Annotated in this window: 12 protein-coding genes and 1 pseudogene; 4 read left to right on the forward strand and 9 right to left on the reverse strand. The window is 37.8% G+C overall.

Annotation, left to right across the window (positions count from 1 at the left end; all coding sequences use genetic code 11):
• Positions 1-85: 85 nt before the first annotated feature.
• Together NDN11_RS03615 and NDN11_RS03620 are read right to left on the reverse strand one after the other, a co-directional pair.
• Positions 86-931, reverse strand: a complete 846-nt coding sequence (locus tag NDN11_RS03615) for an aKG-HExxH-type peptide beta-hydroxylase (RefSeq protein WP_251110796.1) — start codon at positions 929-931, stop codon at positions 86-88.
• Between the two features lie 7 nt (positions 932-938).
• Positions 939-1190, reverse strand: a complete 252-nt coding sequence (locus tag NDN11_RS03620) for a hypothetical protein (RefSeq protein WP_251110797.1) — start codon at positions 1188-1190, stop codon at positions 939-941.
• A gap of 292 nt (positions 1191-1482) precedes the next feature.
• Here NDN11_RS03620 and NDN11_RS03625 point away from each other — a divergent pair, with 292 nt between their 5' ends.
• The 4 genes from NDN11_RS03625 to NDN11_RS03640 are packed head-to-tail and all read left to right on the forward strand — an operon-like array spanning position 1483 to position 7947.
• Positions 1483-5208 (forward strand): ATP-binding protein, encoded by a 3726-nt coding sequence (locus NDN11_RS03625; protein ID WP_251110798.1) that lies wholly within the window; start codon positions 1483-1485, stop codon positions 5206-5208.
• A complete protein-coding gene (locus tag NDN11_RS03630) occupies positions 5201-5839 on the forward strand; it encodes a condensin complex protein MksE (protein WP_251110799.1) in 639 nt (212 codons plus the stop codon). The genes NDN11_RS03625 and NDN11_RS03630 overlap by 8 nt, the downstream gene beginning before the upstream one ends.
• Before the next feature lie 14 nt (positions 5840-5853).
• Complete coding sequence (locus NDN11_RS03635) at positions 5854-7071, forward strand: hypothetical protein (RefSeq protein ID WP_251110800.1); 1218 nt, start codon at positions 5854-5856, stop codon at positions 7069-7071.
• Between the two features lie 9 nt (positions 7072-7080).
• Positions 7081-7947: a DUF7281 domain-containing protein gene (locus tag NDN11_RS03640; RefSeq protein ID WP_251110801.1), complete on the forward strand. Its 867-nt coding sequence runs from the start codon at positions 7081-7083 to the stop codon at positions 7945-7947.
• A gap of 212 nt (positions 7948-8159) precedes the next feature.
• On the opposite strand, the gene NDN11_RS03645 is transcribed toward NDN11_RS03640, so the two are convergent.
• The 7 genes and pseudogenes from NDN11_RS03645 to NDN11_RS03675 form a co-directional block, all read right to left on the reverse strand.
• Complete coding sequence (locus NDN11_RS03645) at positions 8160-9893, reverse strand: ATP-binding protein (protein WP_251110802.1); 1734 nt, start codon at positions 9891-9893, stop codon at positions 8160-8162.
• A 9-nt stretch (positions 9894-9902) separates the two neighbouring features.
• Complete coding sequence (locus tag NDN11_RS03650; protein ID WP_251110803.1) at positions 9903-10916, reverse strand: SIR2 family protein; 1014 nt, start codon at positions 10914-10916, stop codon at positions 9903-9905.
• A gap of 371 nt (positions 10917-11287) precedes the next feature.
• Positions 11288-13258, reverse strand: a complete 1971-nt coding sequence (locus NDN11_RS03655) for a TniQ family protein (RefSeq protein ID WP_251110804.1) — start codon at positions 13256-13258, stop codon at positions 11288-11290.
• Between the two features lie 2 nt (positions 13259-13260).
• Positions 13261-13821: pseudogene (locus tag NDN11_RS03660) on the reverse strand (TniB family NTP-binding protein); the annotation flags it as partial.
• Between the two features lie 135 nt (positions 13822-13956).
• The gene (locus NDN11_RS03665; RefSeq protein ID WP_251110805.1) at positions 13957-15240 is read right to left on the reverse strand and encodes a ribonucleotide-diphosphate reductase subunit beta; all 1284 of its coding nucleotides are present in this window, start codon (positions 15238-15240) and stop codon (positions 13957-13959) included.
• Between the two features lie 136 nt (positions 15241-15376).
• The gene (locus NDN11_RS03670) at positions 15377-15508 is read right to left on the reverse strand and encodes a hypothetical protein (RefSeq protein ID WP_004804753.1); all 132 of its coding nucleotides are present in this window, start codon (positions 15506-15508) and stop codon (positions 15377-15379) included.
• 93 nt (positions 15509-15601) lie between these two features.
• The gene (locus NDN11_RS03675) at positions 15602-18445 is read right to left on the reverse strand and encodes a ribonucleoside-diphosphate reductase subunit alpha (RefSeq protein WP_251110806.1); all 2844 of its coding nucleotides are present in this window, start codon (positions 18443-18445) and stop codon (positions 15602-15604) included.
• Between the last annotated feature and the right edge of the window lie 532 nt (positions 18446-18977).

An 18977-nucleotide genomic window follows, 5' to 3' on the forward strand; every position in this document is an offset into this window, starting at 1 on the left:
TATCACTTTTTAGATACATTTAGTTTGCATAGGAGATAACATTGTTTATGGAAAATAAGAGTCTGTAAATAAGTTCTAATAATATCTAACTAGCCTTTGAAAGGCTGTATATATTCTCATAAATATTTAAAGAGACACTTATCATTTCTTTTAAAAGATTATAACCGTTAGTACTCATAATCTCTTTTTTGTTCTTTAATTCATTTAATGATATGATTACTCCATCCAAATATAAGCGAGCATTATCTATTTTATTCAGAAAAACTGACAACTCAGCTAATACTATAGCAACTGCCGCTGCGTGATAAGCTTGATCAAAATAACGAGGTACTCTCCGAATAGCACTGATAACACAATTTTCTGGTTTTGCCATCTCCGCAGCAGATATTGAAAATAAAGAATTTGTCATTTCCTCTAAAAACAATATATTATGAACATACTCATGTATTAAGTTCTCAAGGTAATTCATTTCATCCCAATCTTCTTCTGGAGATAACCAAATAAAACCTATAGCATTAGAAACACTACCTCCTGAGTATAAATCTCTATAGGCGTAAAGAACTCTTCCAATCAATGTGTTGTAAATACTGTAATCATTGGGAAATTTTTCACTCCAAATTTCCTCAGCTTTTATAGCTAAACTAACCTGTTTATCAAATATAGTTTTATTAATAAATTCAAAAGAATCGGGGAATATTCCTCCCATTAAACCTGATAAAATAAACTTCAGATATGATAGGTTATTTTCTATTACTAGTTGATGCCTTGAATCACTACTAAAACAATTATTTGGAGTTTCCAAAAGTATGGTCATTACTTCAAATGAAGACTTATCAGTAGTAATTCCTTTTATATCTTTTATTAGTTGTATATTTGATGAAATATGAGCTGTATTTAAAAAAGATAACTGGCTAAGGTGATGTCCATACATAACTAGCCTACTCCTGATCATCAGTAAACTGTTTTAAACTTTTATATGCGAGTCTTGCAGAACTTTCTACTAAATCTCTCATTTCTTTATTTAAATCATCCGCTATCTTCATCACTCTATTAACTGGATTTACAGGTCCTAAAGCGAACTCTTTATGGGCTTCTATATAATTACGAATATTGCTTGCTGCCAACTCAGCTGCAGTGGCAGCAATTTTCGCTATTTCAATTTTTTCTTGTTCTTTGTCGTGATCGCTCATGTTTTTTCCTATTTTGTATTATTGTTTATTGATAATAATATTTATTTGCTTACCAAAGTTGAATTTAATTATTTCAAAATGTTACTAAAAATTATCTATTTAATATAATGGTTTTATGTGAAGTATAATTTAAAAATTATTATTCAATAATTTAATAATTGTGAATAGCATCCTGATTAATCATCAATTAACACGACGTGCTATGTCGCGTTAATTGATAGGTAATAGTCATATATCTAATTATTTCTGATAATGTTTAGAATGACGATCACTTAGCTAAATGGATATTTTTATGCAGAGCAATATCAATAATTATGGCTTAAAAAACATTGTGTTGCATAACTCTTACATTAGAAGTAAGCGCTCATTGGTTAAGTGTGATGGTCACACAAACATTACCGGTGCTAATGGTGCTGGTAAAACCTCACTGCTACACCTAATTCCAATCTTTAATGGAGCAAAACCAAATCAAATGGTCAGCAGGAGTGCTGGCAAAAGTAATTTCTTGGATTATTACTTACCTAATTATCAAAGCATGATTGTGTTTGAGTATTTGCGTAAATCAGGTCTGTGTTGTGTTGTTATGTATAGACATAGTAGTGAGAAGCATTGTTATCGCATTGTGCAGGGAGGATTAGACGAAACTTTATTTTCCGAAAAATATAATGTTTTGTTTACTGCGGGTGCTGATGCATCAACAATTTTGAATACGATTAGAGCTGATGGAATTAAAGTCAGTAATCAATTCGATAATAGTTTGGATTACGCTGCAATCTTGCATAATGATAAAGAGCGTCTGCGAAGGGAGCGAAGCTTACGAGTCGCTGCTGCTGACTTTTCGATTTGTGATACGAAACATGAGTTAAAGTTTCTTGGCGAGTTCTCTCGTGTTCCAGTTAATAAGGGGCAGTTGATCGCCAGTTTTAAGAACATGCTTGTCGAATCCTTTTTAAGTGATGATGTTTCAATAACAAAAAAACCAGAACATGAAAAAAATATAACAATTATTCGTGATATTAGGAGTTTAAATGCATTCAACAAAGAAAAAGTAAAGCTAGAAGATGGTATAAAACAGCAGCATGTTATTAGAACAACTTTAAGTGATTTGGCCACGGCTCGAGCTCAATCACAACAAATGCAAGTTCAATTCGCTGAAGAATATTCTGATAAAGAACAACAAATCACAGTCATCAAGCAGAGGGCAGATGAAGAATCTCAACAATTGTTGCAGGAGAAAAATAGGATTAGTTCAATGACCGCTGATTTAAGTGGTAAGTTAACTAGTTGCTCGAGAAATTTAATTTTACTTGAAGAACAACAACATGAATATCAACGGATCAATATTCTCCAAAAAATAACCGAATATGACTCACTGCAAGTATACGAACAAGAGTTGAGAGAGGCCAAAACACATTTACAGCACTTGCAGGAGTCGCATCAACAAATTATCAATAACTTTGAAAGCAACAAAAGTACAGTGCTTCAGAATAGCATCACTTCGATAAAAGCTATTCGTCTTAAAGTTGATGATTTGAAGGACAAAAAGGAGGAGGTAATTCGTCAACGTGATGCTGCACTTGATGAGCGCCGCGACTTGAATGCTGGAGAGTTAAAGAAGTTAGAAAATGTGCAAGAATTGGCACTGGAAACAGTTTTAGAGCGAATAAATAAACTCTTCGATGAGATTGAGTCTAATCAGAAGTCAACTGATGAAGAAGCCCAGCAAATTACCAAGTCTAAAATGTTAGCGCAGCAACGTTCAATTGAATATTTGGAACAACAATCCAAACACCAGAAATTAACTGAGCAAGTTGAAGCAACAGGAAGAGCGGTGACTTTAACACAAAGGGACTTTGAAATTGCTGAACGGGTTTATAAACAACATGAAATTAAAGTAGAGGAATTACGTAAAGAAATTAATTCTGAGAACACTTTAATTAGCTTTCTACGAGACAGTGAAGATCAGAACTGGAAACATACTATTGCAAAGGTTATTTCGCCTGAATTATTGGCGCGTAAAGATCTAAAACCCGAGTGGGTGATAAATGGTTTAAATGATTCTTTTTATGGTCTAAATCTGGATACTAGTTTACTTCCTATTCCTCGACAGGCTGAGTCAATTGATGAGTTGAAGATACGTTTAAATCGTCAGATCGAAATCACCCAAATTGCTAAGAAAACTAGAGATGATAGTGAAATTATTGCTAAAGCCAGATATAAGGAAAAAACTGCTCTAGATACAGAGTTGACAGAGGCTAGTACTGAATTACAACGTAGGAAAAGTCGCGTTGATGAGGCTGAACAAGCAGTTAAAACTTTACAGGAATCCATATTCAGGCAATGCACATTAAGAAGTAGTGAATCGCGCAAAGCATTAAAACAAGAACAAGAAAATGAAAAGCTGATGCGTAACGACCACAAAAATGCAAAAGCAGAACTGGAGTTTAGCCATAAGAAACAATTGGAGCATTTAAAAGTATCTTTTGACAATTTGAATATGGCCAATGACAATAATCTAGCTATCCTACAAACTCAAATAATCAGTATAGAGACGAATAAAGAACAACAAATTAAAGAGTTGGAACAAGCTAAAAAACGTGCATTGAAAACTGAATCAGCAGATACAGATGCTATTCAGAATGCCGAAAATAGGCAAATTGCTGCGCATAAAAAAGTCGATTTGGTAATGTCATATGCCGCTAAAATTACTGAATATAAAAAGTGGCTGGAAACTGAGTTTTCTCAAAAAAATGACCTAGAAACTAAGAAATTTGAATTTGAAACTGAATTAAAACGTCTGGTTGTTAGGGTGGGTGCAATTGACCAGAAACTTAAGGACATAGAAGAAAAGGCTGGCTTAGAAATTAACACAATCAATAATAAGCTTGTTCAAATAGATACTAACCAGAAAAAACTGTCGAATTTGGTTAAATTAATCTCCGAGAAACTGGATGATTTTCCAGAATTTAAAGCGATTCATGACAACCTACCTTTAGATTTTGAATGGTTTATTGATAACACTCATGAAAAGTTGGATAGTTTTAAGCTGCAATTGAAAGCGCTCAAAGATGCTTATTATGCTGTATTGAAAGCATTAAAAGCGGCCACAGGTAGTGAACTTGAACAACAGTGGCTAAATCGAATGTCGAAATATGTTTTTAGAGTAGACAGTGCTCCGTATTATCTGAGTGCAATGAGTGAAGTTGAGGAAATGTACCATTATGATATTCCTCAGAAAGTAGAAGTAGTCATCCATGTATTTGAAGTGATCTCAAATTCCTTTGTCAGTTATTATCAGTCTTTACGCCAGTTTAAAAATAAGGTGGAAACAGTATCGCGTGAGCTAAGCAATCAAATTAACGGTACTAACCCATTTACTTTTTTGGACGAAATTAACATTAAACTGGAACCAAAGATTGATAGATGTGGTTTTAACAGCGATTTAAAACAATTTGTGATGGATTGGGAACCGTCAGCAGATAACTTTAATGCCCTGCCAGATGACTCACTTCTTGATTCGTTTGATAGGGCGTTACGTGTGTTAGATAGTTCTAAGTCCATAACGAATGATATTGGCTCTTTGGTTGAGTTAAATATTAACTTCACTGAAAATGATCGATATGTTGAGGTAAGAAATGATAATGACTTTGAAAACTCTAGTAGTACGGGCATCTCACGTTTAGCTATTTTGGTGATTTTTACCGCCTTAGCAAGAAAGTTATGTCCTGATCCAGATGTTATTATTCATTTACCAATCGATGAGTTGGGTCAGATTGACACGGTAAATTGCGGTAAATTGCTAGATTTCATGCGTGAGCGAAACATTAATTTGGTTTGCGCTCAACCCAAAATGGACGATATTTTAGGGAAATATTTCACTTGTAAGAATGACATAGATAAAAAAATGGGTGTCCGACACTACATTGCTAGGTCAATTGTTCAAGATAATCCATTATTAAATCAGCATCAATCTAGCAATAAAATTAATACTCAAATCATGGAGATCGCTGATGAATAACGAAGCTTTTTCCGAGATTGTTCACCTACTCATTAGTGGTGAAGTTATAGATAACCTTTGCTTTACGCTACATTATCAACGGCTGCTAGATAATGTCTTTTTTGATGAGATGAATGATTTTCTGCACAAGATTGACCGTAAATGCGTAAAAACTCATGATGGATATGGGTTTTATGCAGTATATCTGAATGTCCAACAGCGTAAGGTTCAAGATAGCATAGAGTCACATTTTAATGCTTTCGTCAGCAAAATTGAACCACTTGTAGAATGGGTACGCTTGTGCCGCTCTCTGCACTCAGAAAGTAAACCTCTTGCTTATAACGATATTATAACTAAAGGCCATTTACTCTCAGCGATTGAGCAATCAGAGTATCTACAAAGTCGTTTGAAAGAAATTATTAAAAAACTAGGACGTTCCAATACTGCTAGTTCATCTCAAGAGCACTTGGAGAGCGTGCTGAAATATCTGACCGCTGAAAATTATTTATTTAATACTGGTAGTGACACTGGTTCAGTTTATGTCGCTACGGCTAAATGGTCTTTGTTCTATGAACAGTTAGAGTATATTGCAGTATGTGAACAAATTAAGTCAGACTCAGATAGTCAACTAAAGCAAGATGCTCTTTTATAATACAGGATTGAATTATGTCAGATCAAAATCATCCAGCGTTAGTGCCATGTCGTTTATTAACAAATAATATTGATTTAATAGGACATGCCATTAAACACCAACATGGCATCATCGACTGTACTTATGATATTGAAAATAAAATTGAGTCATTAGCTAAAGCTGGATTAGGCTATCGTGATCTTGATGGTTTTATCATTCAAAGTAACGTATTACGGTTTGTATCTCATTTTGATCGCAGAGGACGTATTAAGAATAGTCCTGGTCAGATTGCATCGCTCATAATCCGAATAGAGGAATGCGCACACTCGTATGCTTTTTCTAAACAGAGAAACTATGAAGATGCAAAATATGACCAAGGAGAATTAATCGATGCGCTCCTAGAGCTGTCTAATGTACTTGTTGAAGACTATGTTCATTTTTCTAGCCAAGTTCATGAAAAATTATTGATTATTAGTGATCTGGAAGTCCGCATTAGAGCTAATGAAAAAGCAATTCAGGATTTAAAGCCATTAAGCGATATTATGGTTCAGCTGTCACCAGACAAACTGGCTCAACTTGGTGTTGGAGACAAAGAGATTGAACGTCTGATTACCAAACGGTTAACACCGATCGTTTTTAAGTGCCATAAAGAACTGATTAATGCAGGGCATGTATTGAATGAATATCTACTCCGATGGAAGAAAGATTTAGAAATTCAGAAACGTAATTCCATGATTGATGCTGTACATAGTTTTTTGGCTGGTAAACAGCTAAATTCTATATTAGATCAAAGCACTGCACCTAGCCCTTTTTTTCGAGTTTATAAACCACAATTCACGGCCTATGCTGATTTAGGTTCATACAGAGCACAGGAAACATTGGAGCTAATCGCACGAAAAGCGAGTGAAAATAGAGAGAAGACAACAAAAGAAGCTGAAAAAGAAATTGTTGAGGTAGAAATACAGTTAGATGCAGAAGTTCTGGTAGAACCCTCAGCGCTTGAGGTTGCATCAAACCATTTTTTTGAGGCGTTGATGCATCCTCAAGGGCCAGTTGAGCTCACTGCTGTACAATGTTATCAAGACTTAAAGCCAGAAGTTGAAATCAATTCTTGGATATTGCATCTTGTCAGTTCGTATCGTGATAATTATGAATATTATGCTGGGGTATTAGATATGCATTTTATCGAAAATATCATTCCTAATTATAACGGCAACTGGTTAGTTCAAGATGTCGTAATTAAACGTATTTAACAGGTTGTCATGATTACTGGTACTCAATTAAATGTTATTCAACAAGCATTGCTCAATAGAACGAAAAAAGTATCGTTGAATAATACGTGGCGAATGCTACATGACTCTGAGGCAATTGGCAGGGTTAGAGGCCGTGATTTGCATCTAGATGATTTAGACTTTGTGAGGTTAGATCAGATTTATAAGCAATATAGGAAAGTTGAAGCTGATATTAAAATTCCAAAGGGATTATCTCGATTTGAACATGTTAAATACAGTATTAATGAAAAGGACACTAATAAATCTGTTTTTTCAGATTATCTAGTCTTTGCATCTGTCAAAGCGGCATTACCTCTGAAAAGTGGTATGTTAGATATATCACATCCAAAGTTTCTAGCCACAATAGATATTAACGAAGTAGATACTAGTGCTATTAAACAACTGGTTATTGTAGAAAATGGCGACATGATGGTCCACTTATATAAATGGCACCAGTATTTGCCAGAGCAATGGCAGGGTAGCCTCTTTCTATATCGCGGACAAGGAAAGAATATTAAGTTGGTTAATGAGCTGTTAGAAAGATTAGCTGATACAGCTAAAATTGCAGTTTACTCTGATTTCGATCCTAGTGGGCTTTTGATAGTTTTAAATTACATCTCAAGCCGTGATATATACATCGTCGTGCCAAAGGATTGGCAAAACTTAGATGAGGAACATTCATCAAATGGATTGCAAATTTATCTTAAGCAGATATCACAATCTATAAATTTTGATGAAACTTTTGCCAAGTATACTGTTTTGAATAATATTTTTCAGCATATGAAACACCAGAAATTGGCGATTATGCAGGAGAACGTTCATCTAATGAATGGCTTGGAGGTCATAAGGGTAATTTAGATTTGGAGTCTCTTAAAAAGCGAGTAGGGTGATTGTTAAGCTTTAAATAGGTAGTTTTTTTGCGCTCAGTGATCTAGTCACTAAGATCCTAAACACATGGCAGCTTCATTTCATAAATATCTCAGAGTCCTTTTTATAGGATGAGTTTTAGATCATGAATAACGCTATGCTATGGTTGAATTGAGGGGATGCTTTCTCCCCCCAAATCTTTATTATTGAATACTTTGCTTACGCCAATTATCAACGGCAGTTGATAGGCGCTTTTCCTTGACTTGCGTCTGCCATTCATCCCAGAAATTGACAGTACCACTATTTGGTTTATTTTGAGGTTCATCGATCCTAATTCGACTTGGTAGTAAGCTGGCATCACCAACGACTAATGCTTCTCCAGTGTCGAGAGTCGGAAGAATATCACTAAAACCACCGAGGCTATCAGGAAGAAGGCGTTTGATAACTCCTTGATCTTCAGCATTAGTCAGTCGCATGGAAACGAAGTTGCTACATTGGCTTAACAGTGTTTTATTTACTTCAGATGGGCGTTGGCTGATTACAACTAAGCTGACACCATATTTGCGTCCTTCTTTGGCGATGCGTTCGAAGATATCCAATGAAATATCATCAGCAGAATCTGCCATATTGCGCTGTGGCATATATAGATGAGCTTCATCACAGAGAAGGGCAATAGGGTGACGAAGTTCAGATGGGGTCCATTGTTGTACGGAAAATGTGACTCGTGCAACAAGGGAGACGATCAGGGGAAGAACATCAGAGGGAACTTCAGAGAAGTTGATGATCTTGATGCCTGCCTTACCATTTTCATCTGTGCTGCCGAGTGCAGCACTAGCAAATTTCTCAAGCCAAGCAAAATTAAGAATATCCTCACCACCATTAAACATGAAGCCGAGACGTCTATCAGAGACTTTGTTTTCAAGTCTAGAAATCATGCGCGCGAGCTTTCCAAAGAAATCACCCTGTTTTTCAGTTCCAGCTTTAGCGCCAGGAACCATTTCGACGTTAATAGAATTCAGTCGCTCCAAAAGAAAATTCAGATCAAATGGAACGGGGCTATCAACAGTAAAATGCTTTAGTAAATCATGTTGCCCATTGTCTTCTAGGTACTTTCTTTTTGCTTGGTTAATCTCACGAGCCATGATCATGGCTTGATTGGGTGCATTTTGATCGCTACGATCGACAAACATGGATACTAGCGCCTCATAAGAAAGGAGCCAATAAGGGAGATAAAGTACATCATCAGAAATGGTACTTTTAGCTTCCACATCTGCTGGCCCTGCAACCTTGAAGTGCTGAATGCCTGCCCCTGTTAATGGAGCGTATTCACCGTGAAGATCAAAGACGATAGCATTCGCACTAGAAAGCCCTGACATCTGTTCAATAATTTTGGCAGTTGTCCACGACTTTCCAGAACCTGTACTTCCTCCGATAAAAGCATGGCGTTGGAAAAATTTGTTGCCATTGAGATAGGCTACTGCGTTCTCATCCAGCGTGTACTTACCTAGCATCAAGGCATTTCCATCTGCTGAAACACTAGAAAGCGTACGCATAAATCCAGTGAGGTTCTCGCCTTCGAGCGAAAAGCAGTTTGCATCTATTTCAGGAACACTTTCGAGTGTTCGACGGAAGACATTCTCCTTGGAACCATCACGATCTAACATAGTTCCAATTAATGCAATACGACACAGATTTAATTCTGAATTTTGGTCAACGATGCCATCATCGGATAGATTCTCTACGCTTCGTTTTCTAGTCACTTGCGTAATAAGGCCAATGAGATGCTGTCCAGGCCTGCTGCTTTGGAGTACGGCAAGATGATTAACTTGTAGTTTTTTTAGATGAGCAACATTCTCTACATCCACTATGACATTAGTGGTGTCAACTGAGGCAACCTTCCCGAGTGCATCTCCATCCTTAAAATTGAATATTGGCATTTGTCCTCTCTACATGATAAGTGATAAGTAGCCGTCAAGGCTCCAGATGTTTTTCTCTACAGTGAACGAAGATTTACTTAGTGAAGAGTAGACAATAGACTGGTCATCAGTCGCCCCTCGCTCTATTGCTAAATAATTTTGTGCTTTGCCATCAATAATCAGTCTTTTGGCCGAATCAGAAAGCGCATATGTGATGATTGTGACTGGTGCTCCTTGCCGCTGACATTTGACCATAAGTTTTGGTTGAATATGCTCATCATTGAATCCGTATCCGATACACAAGTATGAACCTGCCTCATTAATAGCTATGTCGGCGTTATTAATGATAGAACGGAATGGCTCATGGTGCGTCTTTTGGTACTTTTGAGTGCCAGGTGTCACAATCTGAGGGTTGTAATTTTTAGGAATTTCTTGTGTACCTGAAATTGCAATATTGTCTTCTAGTGGAGACTTAAACCAGTCGAGAGAGCCATGTACCTTCCAGATATTCACTCTGCGGGAGCAGGTTAATTCATCGGGTGTGGCTAGTTGGCGAAAAAAGCCGTGCGTAAACCCAGTGTAGTGATGGATTCTACTTTGTTCACATGCATACTCTGCCAAGCGATCATAATTTGTCGTGACAATATTTATTTTTTTTATGCTTGTTCTGAACATATGTTGAAGTAGACGACTCAACGGAAACATCGAAATATTATGCAAGCTATTTTTGAAGATGTTGCAATCTTCAAAGTTGATGAGTGACCAAGTGGAATTGATGATCCTGCAAGTTAGTTCTTCAGACACATTTACCTGATGGAGTGCTGTTTCAAGATCCACGCCTTTTGCAAGTGTCTGGCAGAAGTTACCCCAAGATTCCATGTCTGCATTAGATAATTCTGAAACATCTGTTTCTTTAGTCAAATGCTGTGCAAGTGCCGCCATGCCAGACATTCCATGTGCTGCTGAGGCTCCACTACCCAAAATTATGATGGGAGCCTTCCCATAATAATCCTGAGCCTGTTTTTCATAATTAATATTAGACAAGATATTATCCTTTAATATTCTTGAGTTAGTGTTTTTTAGTTGGTTCAAGTGTAAAGATGTATCTTGTTGTAACTTACAAAATGAGATAAGTCAAATATACATTTATGCCAGCAATAAAATTTAATTGAATGAAAAAATTAGTGATCTAATAAGAGGATATTTATATAGTCTTGGAGAGTGGTAACAATATAAAATTTGAAAAAATTTTTTATTATATGGGGGTATTCAATTATTTATTTTATCCATAAAAAATGGTACTCAAAAGAGCACCATTTTTTACTCAAGCAAATAGCTGAAGCAATTTTTCAATCCGCGATTAAAGGTTGTGGAACACCTAATTTTCCTACATTGTACCCCTATTTTTGAAAACTTCAACTCGTCGTAGATAGTAAGATTAATACATCCTCTCGCTTAAATAGTCTGATTTTATGATCCGTTTTACCCATGTAATAAGGCTTGATCAGCTTCTGCTTCTGTAAGTTCGTAATATGTGAATGAGGCATACCGAGTAGGTTGCTGGCTTCAGCTCCTGTTAAATATTCTTCTTTTAACTTAAGGACCTCATTTAGTTCGTCTCTTTTAACCAGACTCCAATAGACTAGTTCTTCAATTGTTAGAAAGCCTGTTTTGCACCAATATTGGCGTAACCAATTCAATGAACAATTTAACGTCTCAGCTGCATCTTCAATACTAATAAGGTCATCACTTTCAATTTTATCCTTTATCAGATGTAATGATCTTCTATCAACTCGTACCGAGATTGGATTCTCTGAATTTCTGCTCAAATAGCCTTGATGTACTAAATATAATACTTGTCTTAAGCTTATTCTCAATAAGCAAGCTGCTTCATATAAAGAATAACAGTGATCCTCTATTGAATTATTTATCCCTTTCCTATGTCTTCCTGTTCGAGTTTGATAGTGGGAAATTTGGTTAAGATCTATCGGCTCGATATCCTTTACAGAAGACTGTTCATAAAAGTTAATTGATAGGCCATCAATATGTGGTCCACTTACTGGGGCTATCCCAATACTTAGCAGCTTCTCTACTAAATTTGTGGGGTTAACTTTAAGCTTTCTTGCCAAGGTTGATGCTGTGACATAATTTTCATGAAATGCTTCAAGTTTTTCGTATGAGATTACCTTTACAATGGATTGATTATCATCAAGAAGCCAGTGAGTTTTGCTCAATTTTCTTGCTGTTTCAAAATTGATATCCAATTTTTTTGAGATTTCCGTGATTGTTGGTTGTACGGGTTCCTTTTGAGGCTTAGCTTTAGGAGGTATAAATATTTTATGATCAATAAACTTATTTTTTTTAATCAAAAGCTTTTCAATTAATAAGCTCTGAAGGTTTTCAAAATCATAATGTTTTTTACGTAATTTTAAGAAATCACTTGCTATAAGGCTTTTGAACCGTCTTCGTCCAACATTTAAAATGAGTCTTACTTCTTCTTGTAAAAGGGGGAACTCTTTTGATCTAGCAGTGATCTTATATCTTGAGCATCTTTCTTCTACTAATCTTAAATAATTACCAAAGTAGTTAAACTTCTCTTTTTCCTTTAAAAAGGGAAGAAGTTGGACTCTTGGGTGGGCTAGATAAATCCTATTGTTTATCCAAGTACTTAATCTTTTAATCGAATTGCTAGGGTCTGTAAAATATTCATAAGTTGCTTTTGTATATTCTTCATTAGAGAAAGGCTCCTGAAGCTCAGCAAAACTTTCTAATGCTGTCCAGTATGAGGTGAACTCCTGAAAAAACTCGTGATTTTCTTCTTTTAGAATTCTGGTGAACCAGTGAATGATATGGGTTGTCTTACAATGAACTTTTGGAGCATGAGTGAGATCAGCATTACAAAAAGGGCATATCGTAATACAACCTTTTGCAAGTGTAATTGCCTTACCACATTCATGGCACTTATTTAAAAGTAATAATGAGTGTACTAGGCAAGCATAAATTGGCTTAAATAGCCATATTTTTTTAAAATAAGGATGCTCATCAAGACATTGAGGACAAAATGAAAATTCACGAAGTCGTAGTAAATTTTCATTAACTTTTAACTCTCCCCACTTTCTAGGAGAACGATTGGTGGGGCCCACGCGTTCTAAAGCTAAATGTTGATAAGAAGAATCCAGATCTAAAACTTGTAGAACAAATTTAAAACGGGGTAGATCAGTTAAATCACAATTAGGTGCTTGCTTGGCAAGGTAGGAGTAATTTTCTTTACCTAGGAGTGTATATACTGATGAATGCCTATTAAGCTGTGCAGCTCTGAGCAAATAGCTAGCAGCTGTTTCTTCTTCAAAGGGAATTGGTTGTATAAGCAAACTTTTATTATTCATTCTTAAACTCCTCTTATGCCTGAAGCTAATTGGGTAAGACTCATAACAAATGGATCTTGTTTAAAATCACTAATAAATAGAGTTATTCCAAGTTTCCATGCTTGGCTGAAATCATTTTGCGTAACAGTTTCTCTTCCATCTTCTAATGCAATCACAATACTTTCACGTATAAGACTCATCACATAGGAGTGATAACCTTTAGTTGCTGCAAAGATTTGCATGCCTAAAAGATAACTATCTAACTCAGGATTAAAAGCTGTATCGTGTTCGAGGGCTTTATTAGAGATTTCATGCAGAAATAGGTAGATTGTCCCATATGTATCTTTTGTACCTAGGGTAAGCGGAGATAATTTATATTGAAAAGGAAATCGCCTAGCAATTTGGGTATCAACTTGGATGAGTTTTGCGAATGGAGGAAGTCCTACAAGACAGAAGCTAATTCCTGTTTCATTCACTAGGGTTTTTATCCAGTTTCCTACCGTAATATTCATTCTTGTAGATGTTGCTTTCCGATCAAAAAGATGATGGAACTCATCTAGAAAAACCAGCTTTGTTTCGCATTGTAAAGACTAGATCGTACTTCTTTAAAAAAACCGCCATGAATGGCGGTTTTCTCAATGACAACTTATGTGTCGCGCAATGACATTTTATGTGTCGCAAATGACAACTTATGTGTCGCGTGACGTATTGTTTTCCATTTACCAGCTTAACGCACCACCAGTTTGGTAATCCGTTACACGCGTTTCAAAGAAGTTCTTCTCTTTACGCAAGTCCATCATCTCAGACATCCACGCAAACGGGTTGGTTACACCAGCAAACTGCTCAGGTAAACCAAGCTGCGCTAAACGACGGTTACAGATGAACTTCAAGTATTCTTCCATCATGCTTGCATTCATACCCAATACACCACGTGGCATCGTGTCACGCGCATATTCGATCTCAAGCATGGTGCCCTCAAGAATCATTTGAATCACTTCTTCTTGGAACTCAGCCGTCCATAAATGCGGGTTCTCGATCTTGATCTGGTTGATCATGTCGATACCGAAGTTCAAGTGCATAGATTCATCACGTAAGATGTACTGGAACTGCTCAGCAACACCGTTCATCTTGTTACGACGACCCATACTCAAGATTTGAGTAAAGCCACAGTAGAAGAAGATCCCTTCAAGAACGCAATAGAACGCGATCAAGTTACGCAATAAACGTTGGTCGTTTTCAGGCGTACCAGTGTTGAAAGTTGGATCACTTAAAGATTGAGTGTACTTCAAGCCCCACGATGCTTTACGCGCAACACTTGGAATCTCGCGGTACATGTTGAAGACTTCGCCTTCGTCCATACCCAAAGATTCGATACAGTATTGATAAGCATGCGTGTGAATTGCTTCTTCAAATGCTTGACGCAAGATGTACTGACGGCATTCAGGATTGGTAATGTGACGGTAGATCGCCAAAACCAAGTTGTTTGCAACCAATGAGTCTGCAGTCGAGAAGAAACCTAAAGAACGCATGATGATCGTGCGCTCATCTTCAGTTAAGCCATTTTCAGACTTCCAAAGCGCGATATCATGGTTCATGTTCACTTCTTGCGGCATCCAGTGGTTTGCACACCCGTCAAGGTACTTCTGCCAAGCCCATTCGTATTTAAATGGAACAAGCTGGTTTAAGTCTGCGCGACAGTTGATCATGGCTTTATCATCAACTTGAACACGCTGTGCACCCATTTCAAGCTCTTCCAAGCCAGGTGCAACGTCTAAGTGTTCTAAGGCAGCAGATGCTCGTGCCAACGAATCGGTTGGATCTGTTGATCGCACGGTACTGGTTCCAGCGGGTTGTGCAGTAGCCACGCGCGGCGATGATTGCTCTGAATCAGATACCACTTGCGTATTAACCGTTTTTTGCGAGTCGAGGGACGCAGACTTGTGTTCAGGTGCAGTCGGTTTTTGCGAATCATCTTCAAAATCGTCCCAACTTAGGATAGACATTTTTCGTTCTCTCTTCGTTGTGTATAGCTGTTATAGACACCTAAAGAGATGTCTTAGAATATACGCTTAATGTGTAAGCAAAATTAAGTTTTATTGATTGAGTTTTTAAAAAGAGACGAATAGACGTCGCCAACCCCTAAAACTTATTTTGCTTACGCTGTTGCTTACGTATTTTAAAAAATGCGTAAACCATTGGAATGTAAAACACTAGAAAGGCACAAATCAGAACAATCACACCAAATTGATAATTATGACTGAGATGGAACATGATCGATGCCTCTATAGAAACCTCTCTTGCGGAGCTTTAGTCGCTCTTCACCTCTCCCAAAAGGAGAGGGAATTTATGGAGAGAGGAATAAAATTACTGACAAGCTTCGCAGTCTGGGTTGTCAATTGAACACGCCAATGGCACTGGTGCTGCTGTCGTGAAACCATCTTCTTCAACCGCAGTTTCAGGTTTCTTCTCAGCTACAACTGCCGCTGGTGCTGCCGCAACTACAGGCGCTTCAACCGATGCTGGTTTAACTGCATTCAGTGCACCCGTATTAATGGTTGATTTCTCAGCCGATGTTGCACCTAAAGCTCGGAGGTAATAAGTGGTTTTAAGACCGCGTAACCATGCCATCTTATACGTGATGTCAAGTTTCTTACCATTCGCACCAGCGATGTAAAGGTTCAATGACTGTGCTTGGTCGATCCATTTTTGACGACGTGACGCAGCATCTACGATCCAGCGAGTATCCACTTCAAATGCAGTCGCGAAGATTGCTTTTAATTCTTCAGGAATACGTGCAATCTTTTGAACTGAACCTTCGAAGTGTTTTAGGTCATTGACCATCACGGTATCCCAAAGACCACGTTCTTTTAATGCACGAACAAGGTAAGGGTTGATGACAGTGAATTCACCAGAAAGATTCGATTTCACATACAAGTTCTGGAAAGTTGGCTCAATTGATTGAGACACGCCACAAATGTTAGAGATGGTTGCAGTCGGTGCAATCGCCATCACATTTGAGTTACGCATACCGTCTTTTTGAACTTTAGTACGTAAGCTATCCCAGTCTAAACGTTGAGTACGATCAACTTCGAACATACGCTCTGGACGAGATTTTGCAACGATTTCTAAAGAGTCGATTGGTAGAATACCTTGATCCCACAATGAACCTTTGAATGTTGAGTAAGCACCACGTTCGATTGCAAGGTTGCTTGACGTTTCGATTGCGTAGTAGCTGATCACTTCCATTGATTCATCAGCGAAGTCAACCGCTGCATCTGAACCATAAGCAAGATTCATTTCATACAATGCATCTTGGAAGCCCATGATACCCATACCCACAGGGCGGTGTTTCAAGTTTGAGTTCTTCGCTTGTGGTACAGCATAGTAGTTAATGTCGATCACGTTATCGAGCATACGTACCGCAGTTTTTACAGTGCGTGCAAGCTTCTCACGATCTAACACACCACCTTGAACGTGTTGTACAAGGTTGATCGAACCTAAGTTACATACCGCGATTTCGTCTTGGTTTGTATTTAACGTGATTTCTGTACACAAGTTAGATGAGTGAACTACGCCCACGTGTTGTTGTGGTGAACGTAAGTTACATACGTCTTTGAACGTGATCCATGGGTGACCTGTTTCGAACAACATCGAAAGCATTTTGCGCCATAAATCTTTTGCACGTACTTTCTTGTGTAGCATGTTTTCTTGTTTTGCTACAGCTTCGTAGTGTGCATAACGCTCAGCAAATTCAGCACCTGTTAAGTCATGCAAGTCTGGTGTTTCAGAAGGCGTGAACAGTGTCCATTCAGCATCTTCAAATACACGTTGCATGAATAAGTCAGGAACCCAGTTTGCAGTGTTCATGTCGTGGGTACGACGACGGTCATCACCCGTGTTCTTACGTAGCTCTAGGAATTCTTCAACGTCCAAGTGCCAAGTTTCTAAGTACGCACAAACTGCACCTTTACGCTTACCACCTTGGTTTACCGCAACAGCGGTATCATTGGCAACTTTAAGGAATGGAACTACACCTTGTGATTTACCGTTAGTGCCTTTGATATAAGAGTTCAAAGCACGTACAGGAGTCCAGTCATTACCTAAACCGCCCGCCCATTTTGAGAGCATCGCGTTGTCACGCATTGCACCATAAATGTCGTACAGATCATCACCGATGGTGGTCAAGTAGCAGCTTGATAATTGTGGACGCAAGGTACCTGAGTTAAACAGGGTAGGCGTAGACGCCATATAGTCGAAGCTAGACAATAAGTCATAGAATTCGATTGCGCGGTCTTCTTTATTTTCTTCGTTAAGTGCCAGACCCATCGACACACGCATAAAGAATAATTGTGGTAATTCAAAACGCACGCCATTTGAGTGGATGAAGTAACGGTCAAATAAAGTTTGTAGACCTAAGTAGGTAAATTGGTTAGAGCGTTCTGGTTTGATCGCTGCAGCCAATTTTGCAAGGTCAAAGTCAAGCAGGTCTTTAGAAAGAAGATCAAGCTCAATACCTTTTTTCAAGAAGGTTTCTAAAGCATCGCCTTCTAGCGTATCTGTAGGTAGACCTAAGAATTCTAAACCTGTGCTAACAAGTTCGCTACTGAGTAAGCGCGCAGTCACATAAGTATAGTTTGGCTCTTGTTCGATACGGGTACGCGTTGCCATCATCATGGTGGTCGCGATATCGCTTTCTTTTACGCCGTTATATAAGTTCTTAACCGTTTCATCCAAAATGGCTTGAACATCAATTCCTTCTAGACCTTCACTTGCAGTTTGAATGGTTGTTGTAAGCGCATCCAAATCCAATGGTTGGAGTTGACCATTAGCATCTGTAATTTGAAGAGTAGGGTGATGGTTCGCACCAGTTTGCTGACGGGCACTTGCGCGTTGGTCACGATAAATCACATAGGCACGAGCAACTTTCTGCTCGCCTGTGCGCATCAATGCCAATTCAACTTGGTCTTGGATTTCTTCGATATGAATCGTACCGCCAGAAGGTAAGCGGCGATTAAAGGTGTTCATTACCATTTCAGTCAATTGAGTAATGCGGTCATGGATACGACTTGAGTCAGTACCTTGTTGACCTTCAACTGCTAAAAATGCTTTCCCAATCGCAACAGAAATTTTCTCGGCATTAAATGTCGCAATCTCACCGGTGCGCTTAATGACCTGAAGTTGGCCAGGAGTAGAAGTGATGATGCTCATGTCAGCATAGCTCCATTATCATCTATTTTTATGTTCATGGACCGTTTGAATCGAGCAAAAAGTATGCCACGATGTTTGAGGGATAAACACAATACTTAGTGGTTAAAGTTTATTTTCAACACAAGATACGGGATTTTTTGCAGTAGATCAATCCTTGACATTTTACTAATTTTTTTTTCATGTGTTAACTGCTGAATTCACAGGGACATAGCATAACAAAGCCGTTAAAAAAGGCTTATAGATAACTCTGTGGATAACTCAAAAAACAGACACTTAAATTGTTTTGGGCGAATAAAGAAACAAATTGTTTAACATTGGCACAAAATCTATACTAAATATTCATCCTGTCGGAAAAAGCATAGAGAACTGAAAAATATATTAAAATTCATAATTTTAATAAAAAGATAACAAAAGGGCTTAAGCGTGTATCAGTTTGGTGAACGCCTACTTGTTTACAATGTAAACGTGTGTATATTGCAAAACATAAACCAATGTATCTGTCAGATTTCATAGACAGATTCACTCAGATTTT

The sequence above is a fragment of the Acinetobacter sp. C26M genome (assembly GCF_023702675.1).
Lineage (GTDB): Bacteria > Pseudomonadota > Gammaproteobacteria > Pseudomonadales > Moraxellaceae > Acinetobacter.